The following is a 19723-nucleotide window of genomic DNA, read 5'->3' as shown; positions in this document are numbered from 1 at the left end:
TTCGTCTCCCCCGCGCACGACGAACGTCGCACCGCCGCGAGGCGCCCGCCAGCCCGCGCCCGGACCGCGCCCGCCCGGTTGGTGCCCGGCACCGCGGCCAACCCCGCGCCCGCATGCCGTGTGTGACGTATATAACGCACCGCACAAACGCGGAAGCCCCGTAGGTCGTTGACCTACGGGGCTTCCGTCTGGTGCGCGAGGGGGGAGTTGAACCCCCACGCCCTTTCGGGCACTGGAACCTGAATCCAGCGCGTCTGCCTATTCCGCCACCCGCGCATTGGGTGTGTCTCCCGGTCCCGCACCTTGTCGGTGCGAGCGCCTGGCGACATCTGAAGATTAGCACGGCGCAGACCGTGGATTCACATCCGTTGTTTCGGCCGCCCGTCCAGCGAACAGGGACAGACAGGGAGGCGAGAGAAGGCCGCGGGGAAGCGGGAGGAGGCCGGGGTGAGCGACGAAAGGACGGCGATCGAGGCGGCGGCGAACCGAGGACCGGACCGATAAGCCCCGAGGAGTCGAGAGACGCCGCGAAGGGGAGGAACGGGACGGACCGCCCCTCGGCGGCCCCGCCGCTTCGCCCCGCTCTCCCTGTACACCCGCCGGGTGCGGGACACTGTCCACAGGCCGCCTCTACGATCCGTGTGAGAGGTGACACTCGTCCACAGGGCAGAGAAGGGGAACCAGCCGATTTCCCGACGCGTGGATACGATCAGTAAGCAGTACCAGGACGACAACGACGGAGGAGGTGCCCCATGGGAGTCATGAAGCGTTTCGAGCAGCGACTCGAAGGCCTGGTCAACGGCACCTTCGCCAAGGTGTTCAAGTCCGAGGTCCAGCCCGTCGAGATCGCGGGCGCTCTCCAGCGTGAGTGCGACAACAACGCGACGATCTGGAACCGCGAGCGGACGGTCGTCCCCAACGACTTCATCGTGGAGCTGAGCACGCCCGACTACGAGCGTCTCAGCCCCTACTCGGGCCAGCTCGGCGACGAGCTGTCCGGCCTGGTCCGGGACTACGCCAAGCAGCAGCGCTACACCTTCATGGGCCCGATCAAGGTCCATCTGGAGAAGGCGGACGACCTCGACACCGGTCTGTACCGGGTGCGCAGCCGCACCCTGGCATCGAGTTCGTCACAGTCGCAGCCGCCGGCCGGCGGCGCGGCGCAGGGCCGTGCCCCCGGGTACGGCTACCCTCCCGCCGGTGCCCCTCCGATGCCCGCGGCCCCGCCGCCGGGCGGCCCGCAGCGCCCCGCGCCCGCAGGCCGTCCCGCCGCCGGTGCGCCCGGCCCCATGCCTTCCTCCGGCGCCCCCGCGCGCCGCTGGATCGAGATCAACGGCACCCGCCACCAGATCTCCCGCCCGACCCTGGTCCTTGGCCGCAGCACCGACGCGGACGTGAGGATCGACGATCCCGGCGTCTCCCGCCGGCACTGCGAGATCCGGACCGGAACGCCCTCGACGATCCAGGATCTCGGGTCCACCAACGGCATCGTGGTGGACGGGCAGCACACCACCCGCGCTACGCTCCGCGACGGCTCGCGGATCGTCGTGGGCAGCACCACCATCGTTTACCGGCAAGCCGAAGGGTGAAGCGGGGGCAATGTCAGAGCTGACCCTGACGGTCATGCGGTTGGGTTTCCTGGCCGTTCTGTGGCTGTTCGTCATCGTGGCCGTCCAGGTCATCCGCAGCGATCTGTTCGGCACACGTGTCACGCAGCGCGGTTCGCGGCGCCAGGACGCCCGGCCGCAGCAGAACGCGCGCCAAGGGGCCGCGCCGCCCCAGCAGCGCGGCCAGCAGAGCGGGGGCGGCGGCCGCCAGCGCCGTGGCGCCCCGACGAAGCTGGTCGTCTCCGAGGGCACCCTCACCGGCACGACGGTCGCCCTCCAGGGGCAGACCATCACGCTGGGCCGGGCCCACGACTCCACGATCGTGCTGGACGACGACTACGCCTCCAGCCGGCATGCCAGGATCTACCCGGACCGGGACGGCCAGTGGATCGTCGAGGACCTCGGGTCCACCAACGGCACGTATCTCGACCGGACCCGACTCACCACCGCCACACCGATTCCGCTGGGCGCGCCGATCCGCATCGGCAAGACCGTCATCGAGCTGCGGAAGTAGTGCTACGTCATGTATGAGTGCGAGCGGAGCGAGCGGGCCGAGGCGGTCCCCACGACGGACGGCGCGGACCGGCAGGTCCGGGCCGGGTACCGGCACGGGCTCCCGACCGGAGGGTGGGCAGTGTGGCTCGAGACCGGCTGTACCCCGAGGCGGCGTCGACAGGGCAGGTGCGCATGAGTCTGTCACTGCGCTTCGCCGCCGGGTCGCACAAGGGCATGATCCGCGAGGGCAACGAGGACTCCGGTTACGCCGGGCCCCGGCTCCTCGCGATCGCCGACGGCATGGGCGGCCAGGCCGCCGGTGAGGTCGCCTCCTCCGAGGTGATCTCCACCCTCGTCACCCTCGACGACGACGTCCCCAGCTCGGACATCCTCACCTCGCTCGGCGCGGCCGTGCAGCGGGCCAACGACCAGCTGCGGATGATGGTCGAGGAGGACCCCCAGCTGGAGGGCATGGGCACCACGCTCACCGCCCTGCTGTGGACGGGCCAGCGCCTCGGCCTGGTGCACGTCGGCGACTCCCGCGCGTACCTGCTGCGCGACGGGGTGCTGACGCAGATCACCCAGGACCACACCTGGGTGCAGCGCCTCGTCGACGAGGGCCGGATCACCGAGGAAGAGGCCACCACCCACCCGCAGCGCTCCCTGCTGATGCGCGCGCTGGGCAGCGGCGACCACGTCGAACCGGATCTGTCGATCCGTGAGGTCCGGGCCGGCGACCGCTATCTGATCTGCTCCGACGGGCTGTCCGGGGTCGTGTCCCACCAGACGATGGAGGACACCCTCGCCAGCTACCAGGGCCCGCAGGAGACCGTGCAGGAGCTGATCCAGCTCGCGCTGCGCGGCGGCGGCCCCGACAACATCACGGTGATCGTCGCCGACGTCCTCGACGTCGACGGCGGCGACACCCTCGCCGGGCAGCTCAGCGACACCCCCGTGATCGTCGGCGCGGTCGCGGAGAACCAGGCCCAGCTGAACGACGGCGGGGCGATGCAGACCCCCGCCGGTCGTGCCTCCGGGCTCGGCCGGGCCGGCGGGCACCAGCAGCCGCCCGCGGGCGGCTTCGGCCCGCCCGGCAGCGGTGACGACCACGGCTACGGCGGGATGCCGCCGCAGGGCTCCTTCGGGGCCTACAGCGACGAGGACTTCGACAAGCCGCGCACCGGCCGCAAGTGGCTGAAGCGGAGCTTCCTCCTGGTCCTGGCGCTCGCCGTGATCGGCGGCGGCGCGTACGGCGGCTGGCGCTGGACGCAGACGCAGTACTACGTCGGCTCCAAGGACGAGCACGTCGCCCTGTACCAGGGCATCAGCCAGGATCTGGCCTGGGTCTCGCTCTCGGAGGTCGAGAAGGACCACCCCGAGATCGAACTCAAGTACCTGCCGCCGTACCAGCGGAAGCAGGTCGAGGAGACGATCGCCGGGGGCAGCCTCGGCAAGGCGCAGACGAAGATCCAGGAGCTGTCCCTCCAGGCCACCGCCTGCAAGAAGGCGGAGCAGCGCCGCCAGGCCGCGGACAAGGCCGCGGACCAGGCGAGCAAGCCGCCCGCGGACGGCGCCGCCGCGCCCGACACCAAGCCCACCACAGCCGCTCCCTCCCCGGGCCCCACCCTCTCGGAGGACGAGCAGAAGCTGGCCTCGAACTGCGGCAAGCAGTAAGCACCCGTAGGGGGGCCTTTCACCACCATGAGCGTTGTCACCAACACGACCACGATCGGCGCGATCGAGGCACCGAGCCGCCGTAACACCGAGCTGGCGCTGCTCGCGTTCGCCGTCGTCATCCCGGTGTTCGCGTACCTCAACGTCGGTCTGGCGATCGACGGCGAGGTGCCCTCCGGCATGCTCGGTTACGGCCTCGGTCTCGGTCTGCTCGCGAGCGTCGCGCATCTCGTGGTGCGGAAGTTCGCCCCGTACGCCGACCCGCTGCTGCTGCCGTTGGCCACGCTGCTCAACGGCCTCGGCCTGGTGCTGATCTGGCGGCTGGACCAGTCGCCGCGGATCATCTCCCGGTACAAGACCTTCACCCCGGACGCCCCCAACCAGATGATGTACTCGGCCATCGGCATCGCGATGTTCGTGGGCGTGCTGCTGATCCTGAAGGACCACCGGGTCCTGCAGCGGTACACGTACATCTCGATGGTCGCGGCGCTCATCCTGCTGCTGCTGCCGCTGGTGCCGGGTCTCGGCGCGGACGTCTTCGGCGCGAAGATCTGGATCAACGTCGGCGGTTTCTCGATCCAGCCCGGCGAGTTCGCCAAGATCGTCCTAGCGGTGTTCTTCTCCGGCTATCTGATGGTGAAACGCGACGCGCTGGCGCTGGCGAGCCGCCGCTTCATGGGGCTCTACCTGCCCCGTGGCCGCGACCTGGGCCCGATCCTCACGATCTGGGCCGTCAGCCTCCTGATCCTGATCTTCGAGAACGACCTCGGTACGTCGCTGCTGTTCTTCGGCATGTTCGTGATCATGCTGTACGTGGCGACGGAGCGGACCAGCTGGATCGTCATGGGCCTGCTGATGTCGGTCGCGGGAGCCGTCGGTGTCGCCTCGTTCGCCGGGCACGTCCAGTCCCGCGTGGCCGCCTGGAGCGACCCCTTCGGCTGTCTGGAGACGGCTCCCGAAGGCTCCAACATGGCCGCCGCCTGTGACCAGATGTCCCAGGTGCTGATGTCCTTCGGCTCCGGCGGCATCCTCGGCACCGGCCTCGGCCAGGGCAACTCCGACCTGATCGGCTTCGCCGCGAACTCCGACTTCATCTTCGCCACCGTCGGCGAGGAGCTCGGACTGACCGGCGTCATGGCCTTCCTCCTCCTCTACGGCCTGATCATCGAGCGTGGTGTCCGCACCTCCCTCGCGGCCCGCGACCCGTTCGGCAAGCTGCTCGCCATGGGCCTGTCGGGCGCGTTCGCCCTGCAGATCTTCGTCGTCGCCGGCGGTGTGATGGGCCTCATCCCGCTGACCGGTATGACCATGCCGTTCCTCGCGTACGGCGGTTCCTCCGTGATCGCCAACTGGGCCCTGATCGGGATCCTGATCCGGATCAGCGACACCGCGCGCCGCCCGGCGCCCGCCCCCGCCCCGTCCCCCGACGCCGAGATGACCCAGGTGGTCCGTCCGTGAACAAGCCCCTGCGCCGGGTCGCGATCTTCTGCGGCCTGCTGGTCCTCGCCCTGCTGATCCGGGACAACTGGATCCAGTACGTCCGCGCCGACGAACTCAACACGCACCCGCGCAACAAGCGGGTGCAGATCGAGCGGTACGCCAACGAGCGCGGCAACATCATCGTGGACGGCAAGCCGATCACGGGCTCGGTCGACTCCAAGGACCCGTACTACCGGTTCAAGCGGACCTACACCGACGGCCCGATGTGGGCGCCGGTGACGGGGTACGCCTCGCAGGCCTACGACGCCAACCAGATCGAGAAGATCGAGGACGGCATCCTCACCGGCAACGACGACCGGCTCTTCTTCGACCGCACGCTGTCGATGTTCACCGGCGACAAGAAGAAGGGCGGCAACGTCGTCACGACGCTGAGCGGCGCCGCCCAGAAGGCCGCCTTCGAGGGGCTCGGCAAGAAGACCGGCGCCGTCGTCGCCATAGAGCCCAAGACCGGCAAGATCCTGGCGATGGCGTCCACCCCCTCGTACGACCCCTCGACGTTCGCCGGCTACTCCGGCAAGGACGAGAAGGCCTGGGTCGCGCTCGAGAAGAACAAGAACAAGCCGAAGCTGAACCGCGCGCTGCGCGAGATCTACCCCCCGGGCTCCGTCTTCAAGGTCGTCACGGCGGCCGCGGCGCTGGAGAACGGCGCGGTCAAGGACATCAACGCGCCGACGGACACCCCGGAGCCGTACAGGATCCCGCTGTCCTCGACCAACATGAAGAACCACGCGAACGGCTGCGAGAACGCCAGCCTGAACCGCGCGCTGGAAGTCTCCTGCAACTCGGTCTTCGCCAAGCTCGGTGACCAGGTCGGCCGCGACAAGATGGTCGAGACGGCGGAGAAGTTCGGCTTCAACGCCGAGCAGTTCACCCCCGTCCGCTCGGCCGCCTCCGTCTACGACAAGCAGATGGACCGCGGCGGCAACGCGCTCTCCTCCATCGGCCAGTTCAACACCGCGACGACCCCGCTCCAGATGGCGATGGTCACCGCCGCGATCGCCAACGACGGCAAGCTCATGAAGCCGTACATGATCGACAAGCTGGTGGCGCCCAACCTCGACGTGCTCAAGCAGAACGACCCGGAGGAGATGAGCCGCCCGGTCTCGCCGGAGAACGCCCAGCTGATCCAGACGATGATGGAGAACGTCGTCGAGAACGGCACCGGCAGCAATGCCGACCTGAACATGGACGGCGTCAAGGTCGGCGGCAAGACGGGCACGGCCCAGCACGGCGAGAAGAACGCCAAGCGGCCCTACGCCTGGTTCATCTCCTACGCCAAGACCGACCAGGGCTCCCCCGTGGCCGTCGCCGTCATCGTCGAGGACTCCGAGGGCACCTCCCGCGAGGACATCAGCGGTGGCGGGCTCGCCGCCCCGATCGCCAAGGCCGTGATGAAGGCGGTACTGAAGACCGGAAGCTGACCACGGGGCCGGGTTCCGGCCGGATACCGGTCAGGTATCAGGTGCCGGTCGCGGGCGAACGCCTTCCCCGCGGCCGGTAGCGTATGCGCGAACAGCACACCGCCGGACCACACACGGGTGCGGTCGGGACAGACGGAGAGGGCTGGATTAGCTATGGAAGAGCCGCGTCGCCTCGGCGGCCGGTACGAGCTGGGCTCGGTGCTCGGCCGTGGTGGCATGGCCGAGGTCTACCTCGCCCACGACACCCGGCTCGGCCGCACCGTCGCCGTGAAGACGCTGCGGGCCGACCTCGCCCGTGACCCGTCCTTCCAGGCCCGGTTCCGCCGTGAGGCCCAGTCCGCCGCCTCGCTCAACCACCCGGCGATCGTCGCGGTGTACGACACCGGCGAGGACTACGTCGACGGTGTCTCCATCCCGTACATCGTGATGGAGTACGTCGACGGTTCGACCCTGCGTGAGCTGCTGCACTCGGGGCGCAAGCTGCTGCCCGAGCGCACCCTCGAGATGACCGTCGGCATCCTCCAGGCGCTGGAGTACTCGCACCGCGCCGGCATCGTGCACCGTGACATCAAGCCGGCGAACGTCATGCTGACGCGCACCGGCCAGGTCAAGGTCATGGACTTCGGCATCGCGCGCGCCATGGGCGACGCCGGCATGACCATGACGCAGACCGCCGCGGTCATCGGCACCGCCCAGTACCTCTCCCCGGAGCAGGCCAAGGGCGAGCAGGTCGACGCCCGCTCCGACCTGTACTCCACCGGCTGCCTGCTGTACGAGCTGCTGACCGTCCGGCCGCCGTTCGTGGGCGACTCCCCGGTCGCGGTCGCGTACCAGCACGTACGCGAGGAGCCGCAGCCGCCGAGCAACTTCGACCCCGAGATCACGCCCTCGATGGACGCCATCGTCCTGAAGGCGCTGGTCAAGGACCCGGACTACCGCTACCAGTCCGCCGACGAGATGCGTGCCGACATCGAGGCCTGCCTCGACGGTCAGCCGGTCGCCGCGGCCGCGGGTCTCGGCGGGGCGGCGTACGGCGGGGGTTACGGCGGCTATCCGCCGGACGACCAGCCGACGGCGGCGCTGCGGCAGACCGACGCGGGGCAGACGTCCATGCTGCCTCCGGTGAACCCGGACAACGGCGGCTACGGCTACGACGACCGCCCGGCCCGGCGCGGCCGGCAGAAGAAGTCGAGCACCTCGACGATCCTGCTGATCCTCGCCGGCATCCTGGTCCTGGTCGGCGCGATCCTCATCGGCGCTTCCGTGTTCGACGGCAAGGAGGGCACGGACCAGGTGGCCGTGCCCCAGTTCGTCGGCAAGACGCTGCAGGAGGCGGAGGTCCTCGCGACCAACGCCCAGGTGAAGGTGGCGCAGTCCGGTTCCGAGCGCTGCGACCAGCCGAAGGGGACGATCTGCCGGCAGACCCCGGCGGCCGACGGCACGGCGAAGATGGCCGTCAACGAGACGATCTCGGTCGTGGTCTCCGAGGGCGCCCCGCAGATCGAGGTGCCGGACGTCACCGAGAAGTCCCAGGAGAGCGCGGAGGAACAGCTGCGCGCCAAGGGCTTCCAGGTGAAGGTCGTGAAGGAGGAGTCCGACGAGGAGCCGGGCCGGGTCCTGAGCCAGAACCCGACCGGTGGATCGAAGGCGGAGCAGAACACCGAAGTGACGATCACGGTGGCGAAGAAGAAGCAGACGCCGCTGCCCGACGTCACGACGAAGTCGTACGACGCCGCCGTCCAGCAGCTCACCACCCTCGGGTTCACCAACATCGCCCGCCAGGACGTGGACTCGGACCAGCCCGCGGGCACGGTCATCGAGCAGACCCCGCAGGCGAACACGGACCAGGCCAAGGACGTCCAGATCACGCTGAAGGTCTCCAAGGGCCCGCAGCAGCCGCAGCCGGCCACGATCCCTGGCGGTCTGGCGGGCAAGAAGTACCAGGAAGTGAAGCAGCAGCTGGAGGCGCTGGGTCTGGTCGTGGCGCCGCAGGGCTCCGACAAGGACAACGCGGTGGTCCTCGGCACCAACCCGCCGGAGGGCAGCCAGGTCACCGCGGGTCAGACGATCACCGTCTTCACGACGGGCGGCAACGACGGCAACGGCTTCTTCGACTAGCGGGTGTTGCAGAAGGTCCGGCCGGCGCGCCACGCGCCGGCCGGGAGCACGCGAGAGGCCCCGGCATCCGAGGAGGATGCCGGGGCCTTCGTGTGTCGTCGCCGGGCCGGTGTCAGCGCAGTTCCGCCGGCGGGGTGCGGTCCCGGTCCACCTTCTCCGTGCGCTCCAGTTCGCCCCAGACGATGTAGCGGTAGTCCGAGGTGTACATCGGGGTGCACGTCGTCAGCGTGATGTAGCGGCCCGGTTTCTTCTTCCCCGACTCCTCGGGGACCGGCTGGATGACGTCCACGTTGTACTTCGTCGTCTCCGGCAGGGTCTTGTAGACCTTGTAGACGAACCAGGTGTCCTGGGACTCGAAGACGATCGAGTCGCCGTTCCTCAACTTGTGGATGTCGTGGAACTTCGCGCCGTGCCCGTCGCGGTGCGCGGCGAGCGAGAAGTTGCCCTGCTTGTCCTGCGGGAGGGCGGACTTGACCGGGTCGGTGTAGTAGCCGGCGACGCCGTTGTTCAGGGTGGCGCTGTCGGTGCCCTGCTTGACCAGTATCTCGCCGTCGCCCATGGCCGGTACGTGCAGGAAGCCGATGCCGTCCTTGGTGTCGAGGGCGCCGGGGCCGCCGGCCCAGCGGTCGCGGACCTGCTCGCCGTCCTGGTCGGCGGCGCGGTCGGCGAGGACGTTGGTCCACCACAGCGAGTAGACGACGAAGAGACCGAGCACCAGACCGGCGGTGATGAGGAGTTCACCGAAGAGGCTGATGATTCCGGCGATCCTGCTGCGCGCACGTGCTGCCACTACGTCGTCCCGTCTGGAGGAATGGGGTCTCAGCCTACGAGCGCGTCCGGTTTCCCCTTGCTGCGCGGGCGTTCCTCGACCATCTTGCCCCACACGATCATGCGGTACGTACTGGTGAATTCGGGGGTGCAGGTGGTCAGCGTGATGTACCGGCCGGGGCCGGTGAAGCCCGATCCCTGGGGCACGGGATCGATGACGGCGACGTTCGACGGCGAGGTCTGCGGCAGGATGCTCGCCATCTCGTACGTGTAGTACGCGTCCTGGGTCTCGACGACGATCGGGTCGCCCGGGTTCAGCTGGTTGATGTAGCGGAACGGCTCGCCGTGGGTGTTGCGGTGCCCGGCGACGGCGAAGTTGCCCTGCTTGGCGGAGGGCATCGCCGTCTTCAGGCTGCCCTCGGCGTAGTGGCCGACCATGCCCCGGTCCAGGACCTTGGGCTTGTCGATGCCCTCGGCGATGGGGACGACCACGTCCAGCTTGGGGATGTACATGATGGCGAAGCCCTGGCCGGGTTCGAAGGCCTCCGGGGCGCGGCCCTTCGTCCAGGCGTCCTCGATCTGTTCCTTGGCCCGGTCGGTCTGCTGCCCGGCGCGGACGTTCGTCCACCACAGCTGGTAGGTGACGAAGAGCAGCATGACGACGCCGAAGGTGATGAAGAGCTCGCCGACCACGCGGCTGGCGACGACGCCGACGCTCTCCTTGCGGGCGCGGGCCGCCCGTCGGGCCTCGACGCGCGAGAGGGGGGCGGTGGGCGCGGTGGCGGCGGCCGGAGCGGGGGCCGCCCCGCGTCTCCCCTTGCCCTTGCCCTTGGCGGCGCGCCGGCGCTCGGCGCGCCCGGGGCCCGGGTCGGGGGCGGGCGGGGGCTCCGCCGGGGCGGGTTCCTGATCGGCGTCGACGGACGGCAGGGCCATCGTCTCGCCGTAGGTCTCGTACGCCGGTGCGGCCGGGGTCTCGTAGGACGCCTCGTAGGGCGTTTCGTACGGCTGCTGCGGCGCGCTCCGGGGAGCCTCGTACGGAGTGGCCTCGTACGGGCCCTGGAAGGGGGTCTCCTGGGGCGCGTGGGGCGGCTGAGGCTCCTGGGCGGGGGCGTACGCCGTCGTCCCGTAGGAGGCCTGGTGAGCCGTCTCGTCGTACCGGGGCGCGGATATCGGGTCGCCCAGCGGATCACTCAGCGGGTCGTACGGGGGACGCCCCGGCGCGCCGGGCCCCGGTGCGTACTGCTGCGGGGGTACGGGGACGGGTTCGGGCCCGTGTTCCGGCTCCTGCGGGTTCGTCACCCGGAACCACGGCGACCCCGTCGTCACGCGACGGCCTTGCCCACCACCGGCGCGAGCCCCGCCGACCGGCCGACCGCCCCCTTGTCGCCGCACCGCTCCAGCCAGTTGGCGAGCATCAGGTGGCCATGCTCGGTGAGCACCGACTCGGGGTGGAACTGCACGCCCTCGACGTCCCGTTCGCGGTGGCGCAGGCCCATGATGATGCCGTCGTCGGTCCGGGCGGTGACCTCCAGCTCGGCCGGCAGGCGGGCGGGCTCGGCGGCGAGCGAGTGGTACCGGGTCGCGGTGAACGGCGAGGGCAGGCCGGTGAAGACGCCGCCGCCCGCGTGGTGGACGAGGGAGGTCTTGCCGTGCAGCAGCTCCGGGGCGCGGTCGACGACGCCGCCGTACGCCACGGCCATCGACTGCATGCCCAGGCAGACGCCGAAGACGGGCACCCCGGTCCGGGCGCAGTGGCGGACCATGTCGACGCAGACCCCGGCCTGTTCGGGCGCGCCGGGGCCGGGGGAGAGCAGGACGCCGTCGAAGCCGTCCTGGGCGTGGCCCAGGGCGACCTCGTCGTTGCGCACCACTTCGCACTCGGCGCCGAGCTGGTAGAGGTACTGGACGAGGTTGAAGACGAAGCTGTCGTAGTTGTCGACGACGAGAATCCGCGCGCTCACTGGCCGTCCACCGTCACATCGTTGAACGGAAGCAGAGGCTCCGCCCAGGGGAACACATACTGGAAGAGGGCGTAGACGACCGCGAGGGCCAGCACGAGGGAGAGGATCCCCCGCACCCACGCGTTGCCCGGCAGATGCCGCCAGATCCAGCCGTACATGCCGTCCACTGCCCCTTCCGTCCGTCAGGAGACCAGAGTACGGGGCGATGGCCCCCGCGAGGGGTCAGCCGTGCAAAGCGGGTGGCTCGTCCGGCTGCGTCGGGGGCCGGGCCGGTCCGGCGTGCGTCACAGCACGGGCGGCCTGCCCCGCGTCACGGGCTGGGTGGCGTCCAGGTGCGCCCAGACGATCAGGCGGTGGCTGCTGCCCCACTCCGGCTCGCAGGTGGTGAGGGTGAGATAGCGGCCGGGGCCGTCGAAGCCGGACGCGCGGGGCACCGGGTCGATCACGCGGGTGTCGGTCGGCACGGTCCGGTGGGGTGCGCGGGCGACGCGGTACGTGAACCAGGTCGTGCCGTCGGTGAGGACGACCGGGTCACCCGGACGCAGCCGGGGGAAGTCCTTGAACGGATCTCCGTAGGTGCGGCGGTGGCCGGCCACGGCGAAGTTTCCGGTCTCGCCGAGGCGGGCGGTGGAGGCGTAGTGGCCGAGGCCCTTCTTCAGGGTGGCGGTGGCGGTGCCCTCAAGGACGGGCCACTCCCACTCCTCGCCGAAGCGGGGGATGTACATGACGGCGAGGCCCTGGCCGGCGGTGTAGGGCCGGGGGGCGGGCGGTGCCGGGGTGCCCGGGCCGGTGTCGGGGGCGGCCGGGAGGGGCTGGTCCACCCAGGCGCGCTGGAGGAGCTCGACCTGGTCGGCCGTGTCGCCGTGGGCCTTGACGCCGGTCCAGAACAGCACGTGGACGACGAAGAGCAGGATCACCGTCCCGGCGGTGACGCACAGCTCGCTGAGGGTTCTCACGACCAGTCGTACGGACAGCCCCACCCGGCCCTCCCTGCGGTCGGCTCGTGGTCGGTCAGCTCACCGGCTTCGCGTAGTGGAGGTCCACTGTGCCGGAGTAGCCGGGGAGAGTCATCGCCCGGTGCTCGTCCACTTTCCAGCCGAGGCCGTAGGCCTTCACGTAGAGCTGGTAGTTCTGGATGGCCGGGGAGTCGGTGAGCGCCTTGTTCAGGGCGTCCCGGTCACCCACAGCGGTGATCTTGTACGGCGGGGAGTAGACCCGACCCTGGAGGATCAGGGTGTTGCCGACGCAGCGGACGGCGCTGGTCGAGATGAGGCGCTGGTCCATGACCTTGATCCCCTTGGCGCCGCCCTTCCACAGGGCGTTGACGACGGCCTGGAGGTCCTGCTGGTGGATGACGAGGTCGTTGGCCTGGGGATCGGGGTAGCCGGGGGCCGCCTGGGCGTTCGGCGGGGCATCATTGAGGGTGACGGTCAGTCCGGGGCCGGAGGTCTCGGTGGTCCCGGCGGCCGCCTCGAGGGCGCGCAGCCTGGCGTCCTCGGCCTTGGTGGAGCCGTCGTCGCGGGCGGCGAGGGCGTCGACCTGGCGGCGCACGGCGGCGGTCGACTCGTCGAGGCCGGCGTTCTTGTGGCTGCGTTCCTCGATCAGGTCGGAGAGCCTCAGCAGGGAGGCGTCCGTGCGGATGTTGGTGCCCTTGGCGGTGTTGAAACTGGTGACGAAGATCAGACCGGCGAGGGCGAAAACGGCAGCGGTGAGGACCCGGACGGGCCGCCACTGGGATGATCGGCCCGGCCCGGTGGGAGAGTCGGCGGAATTGCTCAACGTACCCTGATCCCCTTCGGCGCCACGGAAGCACTACGCTAACGGACGCCCGGGGGACGCAGTGGTCCTCCTACGTCACATCCCGGCGCCAGCCACAGTTCCCTGCGCGGTCACGCAGCGCATCGACAGGAGAGTCCCTCGTGCCGAAGTCACGTATCCGCAAGAAGGCCGACTTCACGCCTCCGCCCGCCAAGCAGGCCACCAACATCAAGCTGACCAACCGAAGCTGGGTGGCACCGGTGATGCTGGCGCTGTTCCTGATCGGGCTGGTGTGGATCGTCGTCTTCTATGTCACCGACGGCACGCTGCCGGTGAAGTCCCTCAACAACTGGAACATCGTCGTGGGCTTCGGCTTCATCGCGGCCGGGTTCGGCGTCTCCACCCAGTGGAAGTAGCCCTTCCCGGGTCGGCCGTCAAGCCTTGCCCTGAGGTTATCCACAGCGTTGTGCACAGCACTGGATAACTTACGAAGATCTGTGGATAACCCATCGGTAGGTTGACGCCGGTGTGACTGCGCCCCCTCCTTTACGGAGGGTGGCAGGCCCCTCGCTCTGAGAAGAAAGCCGCAGCTCAGAGACGAGGGGCACAGTTGTTCCCCAGGAAACACACATCGAAGGCCACCGCCTGTGGATAACTCTGGGGAAAGCTCGCCCGCGCGGCTCATCCACAGCCGTCACCGCTCAGGTGAGCGCCACTGAGCGGGCCAGGACCAGCCCCAGATCGATGGCGAGCACCACTCCACAGGCGGCGTACTGCACCAGGGCCCGGCGGGTCCGGGGCGCGTGCACCAGGCCGTAGGTCACCAGGGCGCCGCCGACCAGGCCGCCGATGTGCGCCTCCCAGGAGATGCCCGGGCGGGTGAAGGTGAGCAGCAGCGACAGCGCCGTGAAGAGGATCACCGGCCGCATGTCGTACCGCCTGCGCCGGGCCAGCACCACCCACGAGCCGATCAGGCCGAAGACGACGCCCGAGGCGCCCAGTGACGGCTGGTTCGAGGCGGCGACGAGGAAGGCCAGCGCGGAGCCGGAGAGGCCGGAGAGCAGGCACAGCACGGCGTAGCGGATCCGCCCCAGCTCCGGTTCGACGATCCCGCCGATGATCCACAGACCCAGCATGTTGAAGACGAAGTGCGGGATCTCCTGGTGCAGGAACGTGGACGTCACCAGCCGGTACCACTCGCCGTCGGCGACCCCCACCACCTCGCCGAGCGCCGGGTTGTACGCGTACCCGATCAGCGACAGCTCGTCCACGAGACGGTCGCCCGCCACCTGGACGGCGATGAAGAGGGCGAGGTTGATCGCGATGAGGATCTTCGTGACCAGACGCCCGTCGGAGGCCACCCGCCCGCCGGCCAGGGTGCGCGGCTGGTTGGCGTCGGGCGCGTGGCCCGTGCCGGAGCCGTTGCGCACGCAGTCGGGGCACTGGAAGCCGACCGACGCGGAGACCATGCACTGGGGGCAGATCGGCTTCTCGCAGCGGGTGCAGCGGATGCCCGTCTCGACGTCCGGGTGACGGTAACAGCGCGGCGGGCCGGACTCCGGCTCCATGGGGTCCCTCCCGAGGACAGGGCGGCTGGGGCGTGCGGACCACGTGCGACGGCGGCGACGCACGGCACCGCCCCGCCCTCCTGACGGACGGGCGGGGCGAAAAGGTTCCCGGGGGCCGGGGGTTCCGGGCGGCGCTCCGGCGGCCGCGGCCCGGGGCACGGCTCCGGGCGGCCGCGGCTCCGGCGCGTGCGGCCCGGCTCCGCGCGGCGCGGGGGGCGGTCTCCGGACGGCGCGGCTCCGGGCGGCCGGCGGGTCAGCTCTGGCGCTTCTCGATCACCACGGACTCGATGACCACGTCTTCGACCGGGCGCTCGGTGCGCGGGTTGGTCTCCGTGGTGGCGATCGCGTCGACGACCTTCTTGCTCGCCTCGCCGCTCACCTCGCCGAAGATGGTGTGCTTGCGGTTGAGCCAGCTCGTGGCGCCGACCGTGAGGAAGAACTGCGAGCCGTTGGTGCCCGGCCCGGCGTTGGCCATGGCCAGGAGATAGGGACGGTCGAAGAACAGCTCGGGGTGGAACTCGTCGGCGAATTCGTAGCCGGGGCCGCCGGTGCCGTTCCCCAGCGGGTCGCCGCCCTGGATCATGAATCCCTTGATGACCCGGTGGAAGACCGTGCCGTCGTAGAGCCGGTCCGTGGAGACCTGGCCGGTGGCCGGGTGGGTCCACTCGCGCTCGCCCTGCGCGAGTTCCACGAAGTTCCGGACCGTCTTCGGGGCGTGGTTCGGCAGCAGCCGAATCTGGATGTCGCCCCTGTTGGTCTTCAGAGTGGCGTAAAGCTGCTCGGCCACGGTCCGCCTTCCGTCGTTCTCCTCTGGGTCTCCCCTGGCGGTCCGATCCTCGCATGCCCCGGATGCCCGCTCGGGCATGCCGGACCTGGATCCGGCAGGCATGATTTCGAAAAGGGTGGAAAGGCGAAAAAGACCGCCGCCGAGTAGGAGGATCCCGTGACCCGGATGGACAGCGTGCGCACCGCGACCGATTCGGCCAAGGACAGCGTGCTGCACGCCGCGGAAGTGGTGGCGCCCTATGCGACCACGGCCAAGGACCAGGCCGTGGTGTACGCGGGCACAGCCAAGGACCACGCCGCGCTCTACGCGCACGAGGCACGCCTCCGGCTCGCGCCGAAGGTGGAGAAGGCCGCGCGTCAGGCCCGTAAGCAAGCGCGTGTGCAGTACGACTCCCGGGTGGCACCGCACGTGCCGCCGCGGGTCGACGCCGCCGCGCATCGTGCCGCGGTGCGGACCCGCAAGGCCGCCCGTCAGGCGGCCGATTACACCGTTCCGCGTGTCGAGCACGCGGTCGCCGTGACCGGTCCTGTCCTCGACGAGGCCGGCACGCGCTCCATCGCCGCCTGGGCCGCGCTCCGCGGTCAGGTGACGCCGAAGGAGATTCAGAAGATCGTGAGGAAGCACGAGCGTCGGGCGAAGGCAGGACGCCTCGCCAAGGGGCTCGCGGTTCTGGGTGTTCTGGCCGGCGGCGCCTACGCCGCCTGGAGGTGGTGGGACAAGCAGGCCAACCCGGACTGGCTGGTCGAACCGCCCGCGCCTACCGAACTCGACGAGGAGTCGGTGCTGTCGTCCGTCGACGGCGGCAAGACTCTCGACGACGAGCTGGCGGCCAAGCAGGCGGCGGCCGACGCGGCGGACGCCGCGGCGGAGGCCGGAACGGCCGAGGACGAGACCACGGACCGCGACGAGCGTCCCTGACCCGGGAGCCTTACGGGTTCCGGGGAAGACCCGGGACCGGCGGTCCCACGACGACGGACACACGAACCGGCACGGACGTAGGGCGTGGGGAGCGAACCGTCTCCCCGCGCCCTACGCGGCCGAGGCAAGGGCCAGGCCCGACAGCTCCGACTGCTGCGCGGCCGGGTCGTTCTCGGCCGGGGTGCCGGTGCGCCGCTGACGTACCGAGGGCGAGGAGCCGTGCGCTTCCGCGCCGATACGCTGCTTGATCGTGGGCGGCAGGGAGCGGTCCCGCACCGGGCTCCACCGATGCGTGCGCTGCGCCGGTACGGACGCGAGGGCCCGCGCGCCGGGGTCGGTGGCGGTGCCGGGCGCGGCCGGCTCCTCCGGCTGCTGCACGGAGGGGGCCTGCGCGGCGGTGGCGGTGCTCGCCAGGCCGACGGAGGCGAGCAGGGCGAAGAGTACGGAGATGAAGGCGGTCCAGAACTGCTTGACCTTGGCGGTGGCCATGGCCCCTCGCTTTCGTGACGTTCGCGGATGACGCTCGGGTCGCGTGCCCGGGCGGGTTGTTCAATGACGTGCTGGGACGGCGTTCTCGGGTGGCGCATTTCAGGTTGCGCGCTTTACATACCTTCCTCATGATGTGTACGCACTGCCGGAATCCACGGAGCGACGCCGACACCGCGCAGTTCTTCCGATGAACACCACCCGTACGGCTCAGAGCGCGGCGCCCGCCTCCGCCGGTGACCGCCGTTCGCCCGCCCGCGCCCGGGACCGCTCGGCCCACCGCACCGCGGGCCCCGTGGCAGCCCCCGCGGCCAGGAAGACCGCGCCGAACACCAGCCAGCCGGGCACGCCCCAGGTGATCAGCAGCGTCGTGACGAGCAGCGGCCCGAGCGTCCGGGCGACCGGGACGCCGGAGCCGTAGAAGCCCTGGTACTGCCCGATCCGGTCGGCCGGGGCGAGGGCGAAGCCGATCTGCCAGGACCCGGCCGAGTGGCGCATCTCCGCGGCGACCTGGAGGACGGCGGCCAGGACGAGGACGGCGACCGCCGTCCACGGGCCGAGCCCGGCGGCCGTCGTCGCGAAGACGCCGCAGGCGGCGCACATGACGACCCCGGAGCGAGCCACCGCGCGCGTGGCGCCGGGAAGATCGGTGACCTTCCTTGCCGTACGGACCTGAAAGAGCATCACGGCCGCCGTGTTGAGGACGAAGAGCGCCGAGACCGTCCAGCCCGGTGCGGAGGTCCGCTCCACGATCCACAGCGGCAGGGCCAGGCTCAGCAGCGGCAGGCGCAGGAGCAGCAGCGCGTTGAGGAGGGTCAGCAGCGCGTACGGGCGGTCGCGCAGCACCCGCGGAGACGGCTCCCCGCCGGCGGCGTTCGTGCGGGCGGGCGCGGGGAGCACGCGGGGCAGGCCGCGCAGGAGGAGCGCGCAGGCCAGGAAGGACAGCGCGTCCAGGGCGAACACCGCGAGGTAGGCGGGGCGGGTGCCGGCGTGCAGGGCGAGGCCGCCGACGCCGGCGCCGACGGCGAGTCCGGCGTTGACGGTCGACTGGAGCCTGGCCAGCGCCTCCGTACGGGCCGCGGGCTCGACCAGCCCGGCGAGCAGCGCCTGGCGGGCGGCGGCGAGGCCGCTCTGGGCGGTGGCGTAGACGACGGCGGCGACCAGGAACGGCACGAAGGCGCGGACGACGAGGAACGAGGCGACGGCCGCGGCGGTCGTCAGCGCCAGGAGAACCGCCGTACCCCGCGACCCGCGCCGGTCGGCGAGGTGCCCGAGCGGCGCGCCGGCGACCGAACCGACCGCCCAGGCGAGGGTGAGCCCGAGGCCGATCTGGGAGGTGGAGAGTCCCACGATCCGGGTGAAGTAGAGCGCCGAGGAGACGTAGAAGGCGCCGTCGCCGATCGAGTGGCAAAGCTGCGCGACGAGGAGGGCGCGGGGCGCCCGCGCGGGTCTGTGCGGGCCCCGGGGAGCGGGAGGGGAAGCGTGTGCCATGGACACGACGCTAGGGGCGGGTGGCCCAGCCGTTCTGGTCCATTGCGCCCTGGGGAAAGCGGGCCACTTCCGGCGTCCGCGAGCCACCGCCGCGGGGTGCGGACGGCTGCGCGGCCGCCCCCTCAGACCCTCGCCGCGGCACCGCTTCCCACCGGTGACCCGCGGCTTCACCCCCGCGAACCGCTCCCGCGCGGCCCGCCCGTTTCGCCCGCCGACGGCCGTGGGACAACCCTCGGACGGACGTCCCCGCCCGCCCGCGCGCCCGGCTTCGGAGGCACGCAAAACACCCCTTCGAACCGCGTTTCCGCAGGTAGGAAGGGGTGTGAAGAGTGGAGCCTAGGGGAGTCGAACCCCTGACATCTGCCATGCAAAGACAGCGCTCTACCAACTGAGCTAAGGCCCCGGAACGAGAACAGAGTACCGGGTCTCCCCCTGTATCTCGCAAAAGGATTGGGACTCCCGGTCGGCCACCACGCTCCGTAAGATGCTGCCCGAGGTTCGCAGTGGCGAACCGCAGGGATGGGGAGAAGTAATGGACGCAGCGCAGCAGGAAGCCACGGCAAGAGCCAGAGAGCTTCAGCGCAGTTGGTACGGAGAGCCGCTGGGGGCGCTCTTCCGTCGGCTCATCGACGATCTCGGGCTCAATCAGGCCAGGCTCGCGGCCGTGCTCGGACTGTCCGCGCCCATGCTCTCCCAGCTGATGAGCGGTCAGCGGGCCAAGATCGGCAACCCCGCCGTCGTCCAGCGCGTCCAGGCCCTGCAGGAGCTCGCCGGCCTGGTCGCCGACGGCAGCGTCAGCGCGGCCGAGGCCACGGACCGGATGGACGAGATCAAGAAGTCGCAGGGCGGCTCGGTGCTGACGGGCACCAGCCAGACCACCAACAGCTCGGGCGCGCCGACCGTGCGCCGCGTGGTCCGGGAGATCCAGTCGCTGCTGCGTTCGGTGGCGGCGGCGGGCGACATCATCGATGCCGCCGACTCCCTCGCCCCCGTCCACCCGGAACTGGCAGAGTTCCTCCGGGTGTACGGCGCCGGGCGCACCGCCGACGCGGTCGCGCACTACGAGTCGCACCAGAACTGACACGGGTCCGCCCCCGGCCGGGGCCGTGGTGCTCGCACCGTGGCCGCGGCCGGTACGGCGGAACCGACACGGCACGAGGGCACGACGGGC

General features: G+C 70.6%; 19 protein-coding genes and 2 tRNA genes. 9 read left to right on the top strand and 12 right to left on the bottom strand.

The annotated features are described in order from the left end of the window. Positions 1-189: 189 nt before the first annotated feature. Positions 190-276: transfer RNA gene (locus tag ACFZBD_RS15590), tRNA-Leu, on the bottom strand. Between the two features lie 476 nt (positions 277-752). Here ACFZBD_RS15590 and ACFZBD_RS15585 point away from each other — a divergent pair. The 6 genes from ACFZBD_RS15585 to pknB all read left to right on the top strand — a co-directional run bounded on the left by ACFZBD_RS15585 (position 753) and on the right by pknB (position 8815). Further along, the gene (locus ACFZBD_RS15585; protein ID WP_391140030.1) at positions 753-1589 is read left to right on the top strand and encodes an FhaA domain-containing protein; all 837 of its coding nucleotides are present in this window, start codon (positions 753-755) and stop codon (positions 1587-1589) included. 10 nt (positions 1590-1599) lie between these two features. Next, the gene (locus tag ACFZBD_RS15580) at positions 1600-2121 is read left to right on the top strand and encodes an FHA domain-containing protein (RefSeq protein ID WP_391140029.1); all 522 of its coding nucleotides are present in this window, start codon (positions 1600-1602) and stop codon (positions 2119-2121) included. Between the two features lie 173 nt (positions 2122-2294). Further along, positions 2295-3776, top strand: coding sequence for a Stp1/IreP family PP2C-type Ser/Thr phosphatase (locus ACFZBD_RS15575; protein WP_391140028.1), 1482 nt, complete (start codon positions 2295-2297; stop codon positions 3774-3776). Between the two features lie 27 nt (positions 3777-3803). Next, entirely contained in the window at positions 3804-5234 is a 1431-nt protein-coding gene (locus ACFZBD_RS15570) for an FtsW/RodA/SpoVE family cell cycle protein (protein WP_391140027.1), read from the top strand. After that, the gene (locus tag ACFZBD_RS15565; protein WP_391140026.1) at positions 5231-6697 is read left to right on the top strand and encodes a penicillin-binding transpeptidase domain-containing protein; all 1467 of its coding nucleotides are present in this window, start codon (positions 5231-5233) and stop codon (positions 6695-6697) included. The genes ACFZBD_RS15570 and ACFZBD_RS15565 overlap by 4 nt, the downstream gene beginning before the upstream one ends. Before the next feature lie 153 nt (positions 6698-6850). Continuing rightward, on the top strand, positions 6851-8815 hold the full coding sequence (gene pknB, locus ACFZBD_RS15560; RefSeq protein WP_391140025.1) for a Stk1 family PASTA domain-containing Ser/Thr kinase: 1965 nt from the start codon (positions 6851-6853) through the stop codon (positions 8813-8815). 112 nt (positions 8816-8927) lie between these two features. On the opposite strand, the gene ACFZBD_RS15555 is transcribed toward pknB, so the two are convergent. From ACFZBD_RS15555 to ACFZBD_RS15530, 6 genes are all read right to left on the bottom strand, one after another. Further along, a complete protein-coding gene (locus ACFZBD_RS15555) occupies positions 8928-9605 on the bottom strand; it encodes a class E sortase (RefSeq protein ID WP_391140024.1) in 678 nt (225 codons plus the stop codon). A 29-nt stretch (positions 9606-9634) separates the two neighbouring features. Beyond that, positions 9635-10909, bottom strand: coding sequence for a class E sortase (locus tag ACFZBD_RS15550; protein ID WP_391140023.1), 1275 nt, complete (start codon positions 10907-10909; stop codon positions 9635-9637). Continuing rightward, positions 10906-11544: an aminodeoxychorismate/anthranilate synthase component II gene (locus ACFZBD_RS15545; RefSeq protein ID WP_391140022.1), complete on the bottom strand. Its 639-nt coding sequence runs from the start codon at positions 11542-11544 to the stop codon at positions 10906-10908. The genes ACFZBD_RS15550 and ACFZBD_RS15545 overlap by 4 nt, the downstream gene beginning before the upstream one ends. Beyond that, on the bottom strand, positions 11541-11711 hold the full coding sequence (locus ACFZBD_RS15540) for a hypothetical protein (RefSeq protein ID WP_391140472.1): 171 nt from the start codon (positions 11709-11711) through the stop codon (positions 11541-11543). Before ACFZBD_RS15540 ends, ACFZBD_RS15545 begins: the two co-directional genes overlap by 4 nt. Before the next feature lie 117 nt (positions 11712-11828). After that, the gene (locus ACFZBD_RS15535) at positions 11829-12518 is read right to left on the bottom strand and encodes a class E sortase (protein WP_391140451.1); all 690 of its coding nucleotides are present in this window, start codon (positions 12516-12518) and stop codon (positions 11829-11831) included. A gap of 37 nt (positions 12519-12555) precedes the next feature. Next, the gene (locus ACFZBD_RS15530) at positions 12556-13323 is read right to left on the bottom strand and encodes a DUF881 domain-containing protein (protein ID WP_391140021.1); all 768 of its coding nucleotides are present in this window, start codon (positions 13321-13323) and stop codon (positions 12556-12558) included. 140 nt (positions 13324-13463) lie between these two features. Here ACFZBD_RS15530 and crgA point away from each other — a divergent pair, with 140 nt between their 5' ends. Continuing rightward, positions 13464-13718, top strand: a complete 255-nt coding sequence (gene crgA / locus ACFZBD_RS15525) for a cell division protein CrgA (RefSeq protein ID WP_356887205.1) — start codon at positions 13464-13466, stop codon at positions 13716-13718. 285 nt (positions 13719-14003) lie between these two features. On the opposite strand, the gene ACFZBD_RS15520 is transcribed toward crgA, so the two are convergent. Next, positions 14004-14870, bottom strand: a complete 867-nt coding sequence (locus ACFZBD_RS15520; RefSeq protein ID WP_391140020.1) for a rhomboid family intramembrane serine protease — start codon at positions 14868-14870, stop codon at positions 14004-14006. Positions 14871-15123: 253 nt separating this feature from the next. Further along, positions 15124-15657 (bottom strand): peptidylprolyl isomerase, encoded by a 534-nt coding sequence (locus ACFZBD_RS15515; protein ID WP_391140019.1) that lies wholly within the window; start codon positions 15655-15657, stop codon positions 15124-15126. 156 nt (positions 15658-15813) lie between these two features. Here ACFZBD_RS15515 and ACFZBD_RS15510 point away from each other — a divergent pair, with 156 nt between their 5' ends. Continuing rightward, entirely contained in the window at positions 15814-16575 is a 762-nt protein-coding gene (locus ACFZBD_RS15510) for a DUF5324 family protein (RefSeq protein ID WP_391140018.1), read from the top strand. Positions 16576-16686: 111 nt separating this feature from the next. Here the strand turns inward: ACFZBD_RS15510 and ACFZBD_RS15505 are convergent, their stop codons facing one another. The 3 genes from ACFZBD_RS15505 to ACFZBD_RS15495 form a co-directional block, all read right to left on the bottom strand. Beyond that, positions 16687-17064, bottom strand: coding sequence for a DUF6344 domain-containing protein (locus ACFZBD_RS15505; RefSeq protein ID WP_391140017.1), 378 nt, complete (start codon positions 17062-17064; stop codon positions 16687-16689). Between the two features lie 207 nt (positions 17065-17271). Then, positions 17272-18552 (bottom strand): MFS transporter, encoded by a 1281-nt coding sequence (locus ACFZBD_RS15500; protein WP_391140016.1) that lies wholly within the window; start codon positions 18550-18552, stop codon positions 17272-17274. Positions 18553-18882: 330 nt separating this feature from the next. Further along, positions 18883-18955: transfer RNA gene (locus ACFZBD_RS15495), tRNA-Ala, on the bottom strand. 129 nt (positions 18956-19084) lie between these two features. On the opposite strand from ACFZBD_RS15495, the gene ACFZBD_RS15490 reads away from it, so the two are divergent. Next, a complete protein-coding gene (locus tag ACFZBD_RS15490) occupies positions 19085-19633 on the top strand; it encodes a helix-turn-helix domain-containing protein (RefSeq protein WP_391140015.1) in 549 nt (182 codons plus the stop codon). Positions 19634-19723: the final 90 nt, after the last annotated feature.

Source organism: Streptomyces sp. NPDC008121 (assembly GCF_042957155.1).
In the GTDB taxonomy this organism is placed as follows: Bacteria; Actinomycetota; Actinomycetes; order Streptomycetales; family Streptomycetaceae; genus Streptomyces.
Note: the sequence above shows the minus strand (reverse complement) of the source record. Positions and strands in the feature narration are given on the sequence as shown.

What these genes read in the sequence shown, in the direction of transcription:
- ACFZBD_RS15585 (WP_391140030.1), top strand. Translation starts at nt 753, where the DNA reads ATGGGAGTCATGAAGCGTTTCGAGCAGCGACTCGAAGGCCTGGTCAAC.
- ACFZBD_RS15580 (WP_391140029.1), top strand. Translation starts at nt 1,600, where the DNA reads ATGTCAGAGCTGACCCTGACGGTCATGCGGTTGGGTTTCCTGGCCGTT.
- ACFZBD_RS15575 (WP_391140028.1), top strand. Translation starts at nt 2,295, where the DNA reads ATGAGTCTGTCACTGCGCTTCGCCGCCGGGTCGCACAAGGGCATGATC.
- ACFZBD_RS15570 (WP_391140027.1), top strand. Translation starts at nt 3,804, where the DNA reads ATGAGCGTTGTCACCAACACGACCACGATCGGCGCGATCGAGGCACCG.
- pknB (WP_391140025.1), top strand. Translation starts at nt 6,851, where the DNA reads ATGGAAGAGCCGCGTCGCCTCGGCGGCCGGTACGAGCTGGGCTCGGTG.
- ACFZBD_RS15520 (WP_391140020.1), bottom strand. Translation starts at nt 14,870, where the DNA reads ATGGAGCCGGAGTCCGGCCCGCCGCGCTGTTACCGTCACCCGGACGTC.
- ACFZBD_RS15505 (WP_391140017.1), bottom strand. Translation starts at nt 17,064, where the DNA reads ATGGCCACCGCCAAGGTCAAGCAGTTCTGGACCGCCTTCATCTCCGTA.
- ACFZBD_RS15500 (WP_391140016.1), bottom strand. Translation starts at nt 18,552, where the DNA reads ATGGCACACGCTTCCCCTCCCGCTCCCCGGGGCCCGCACAGACCCGCG.
- ACFZBD_RS15490 (WP_391140015.1), top strand. Translation starts at nt 19,085, where the DNA reads ATGGACGCAGCGCAGCAGGAAGCCACGGCAAGAGCCAGAGAGCTTCAG.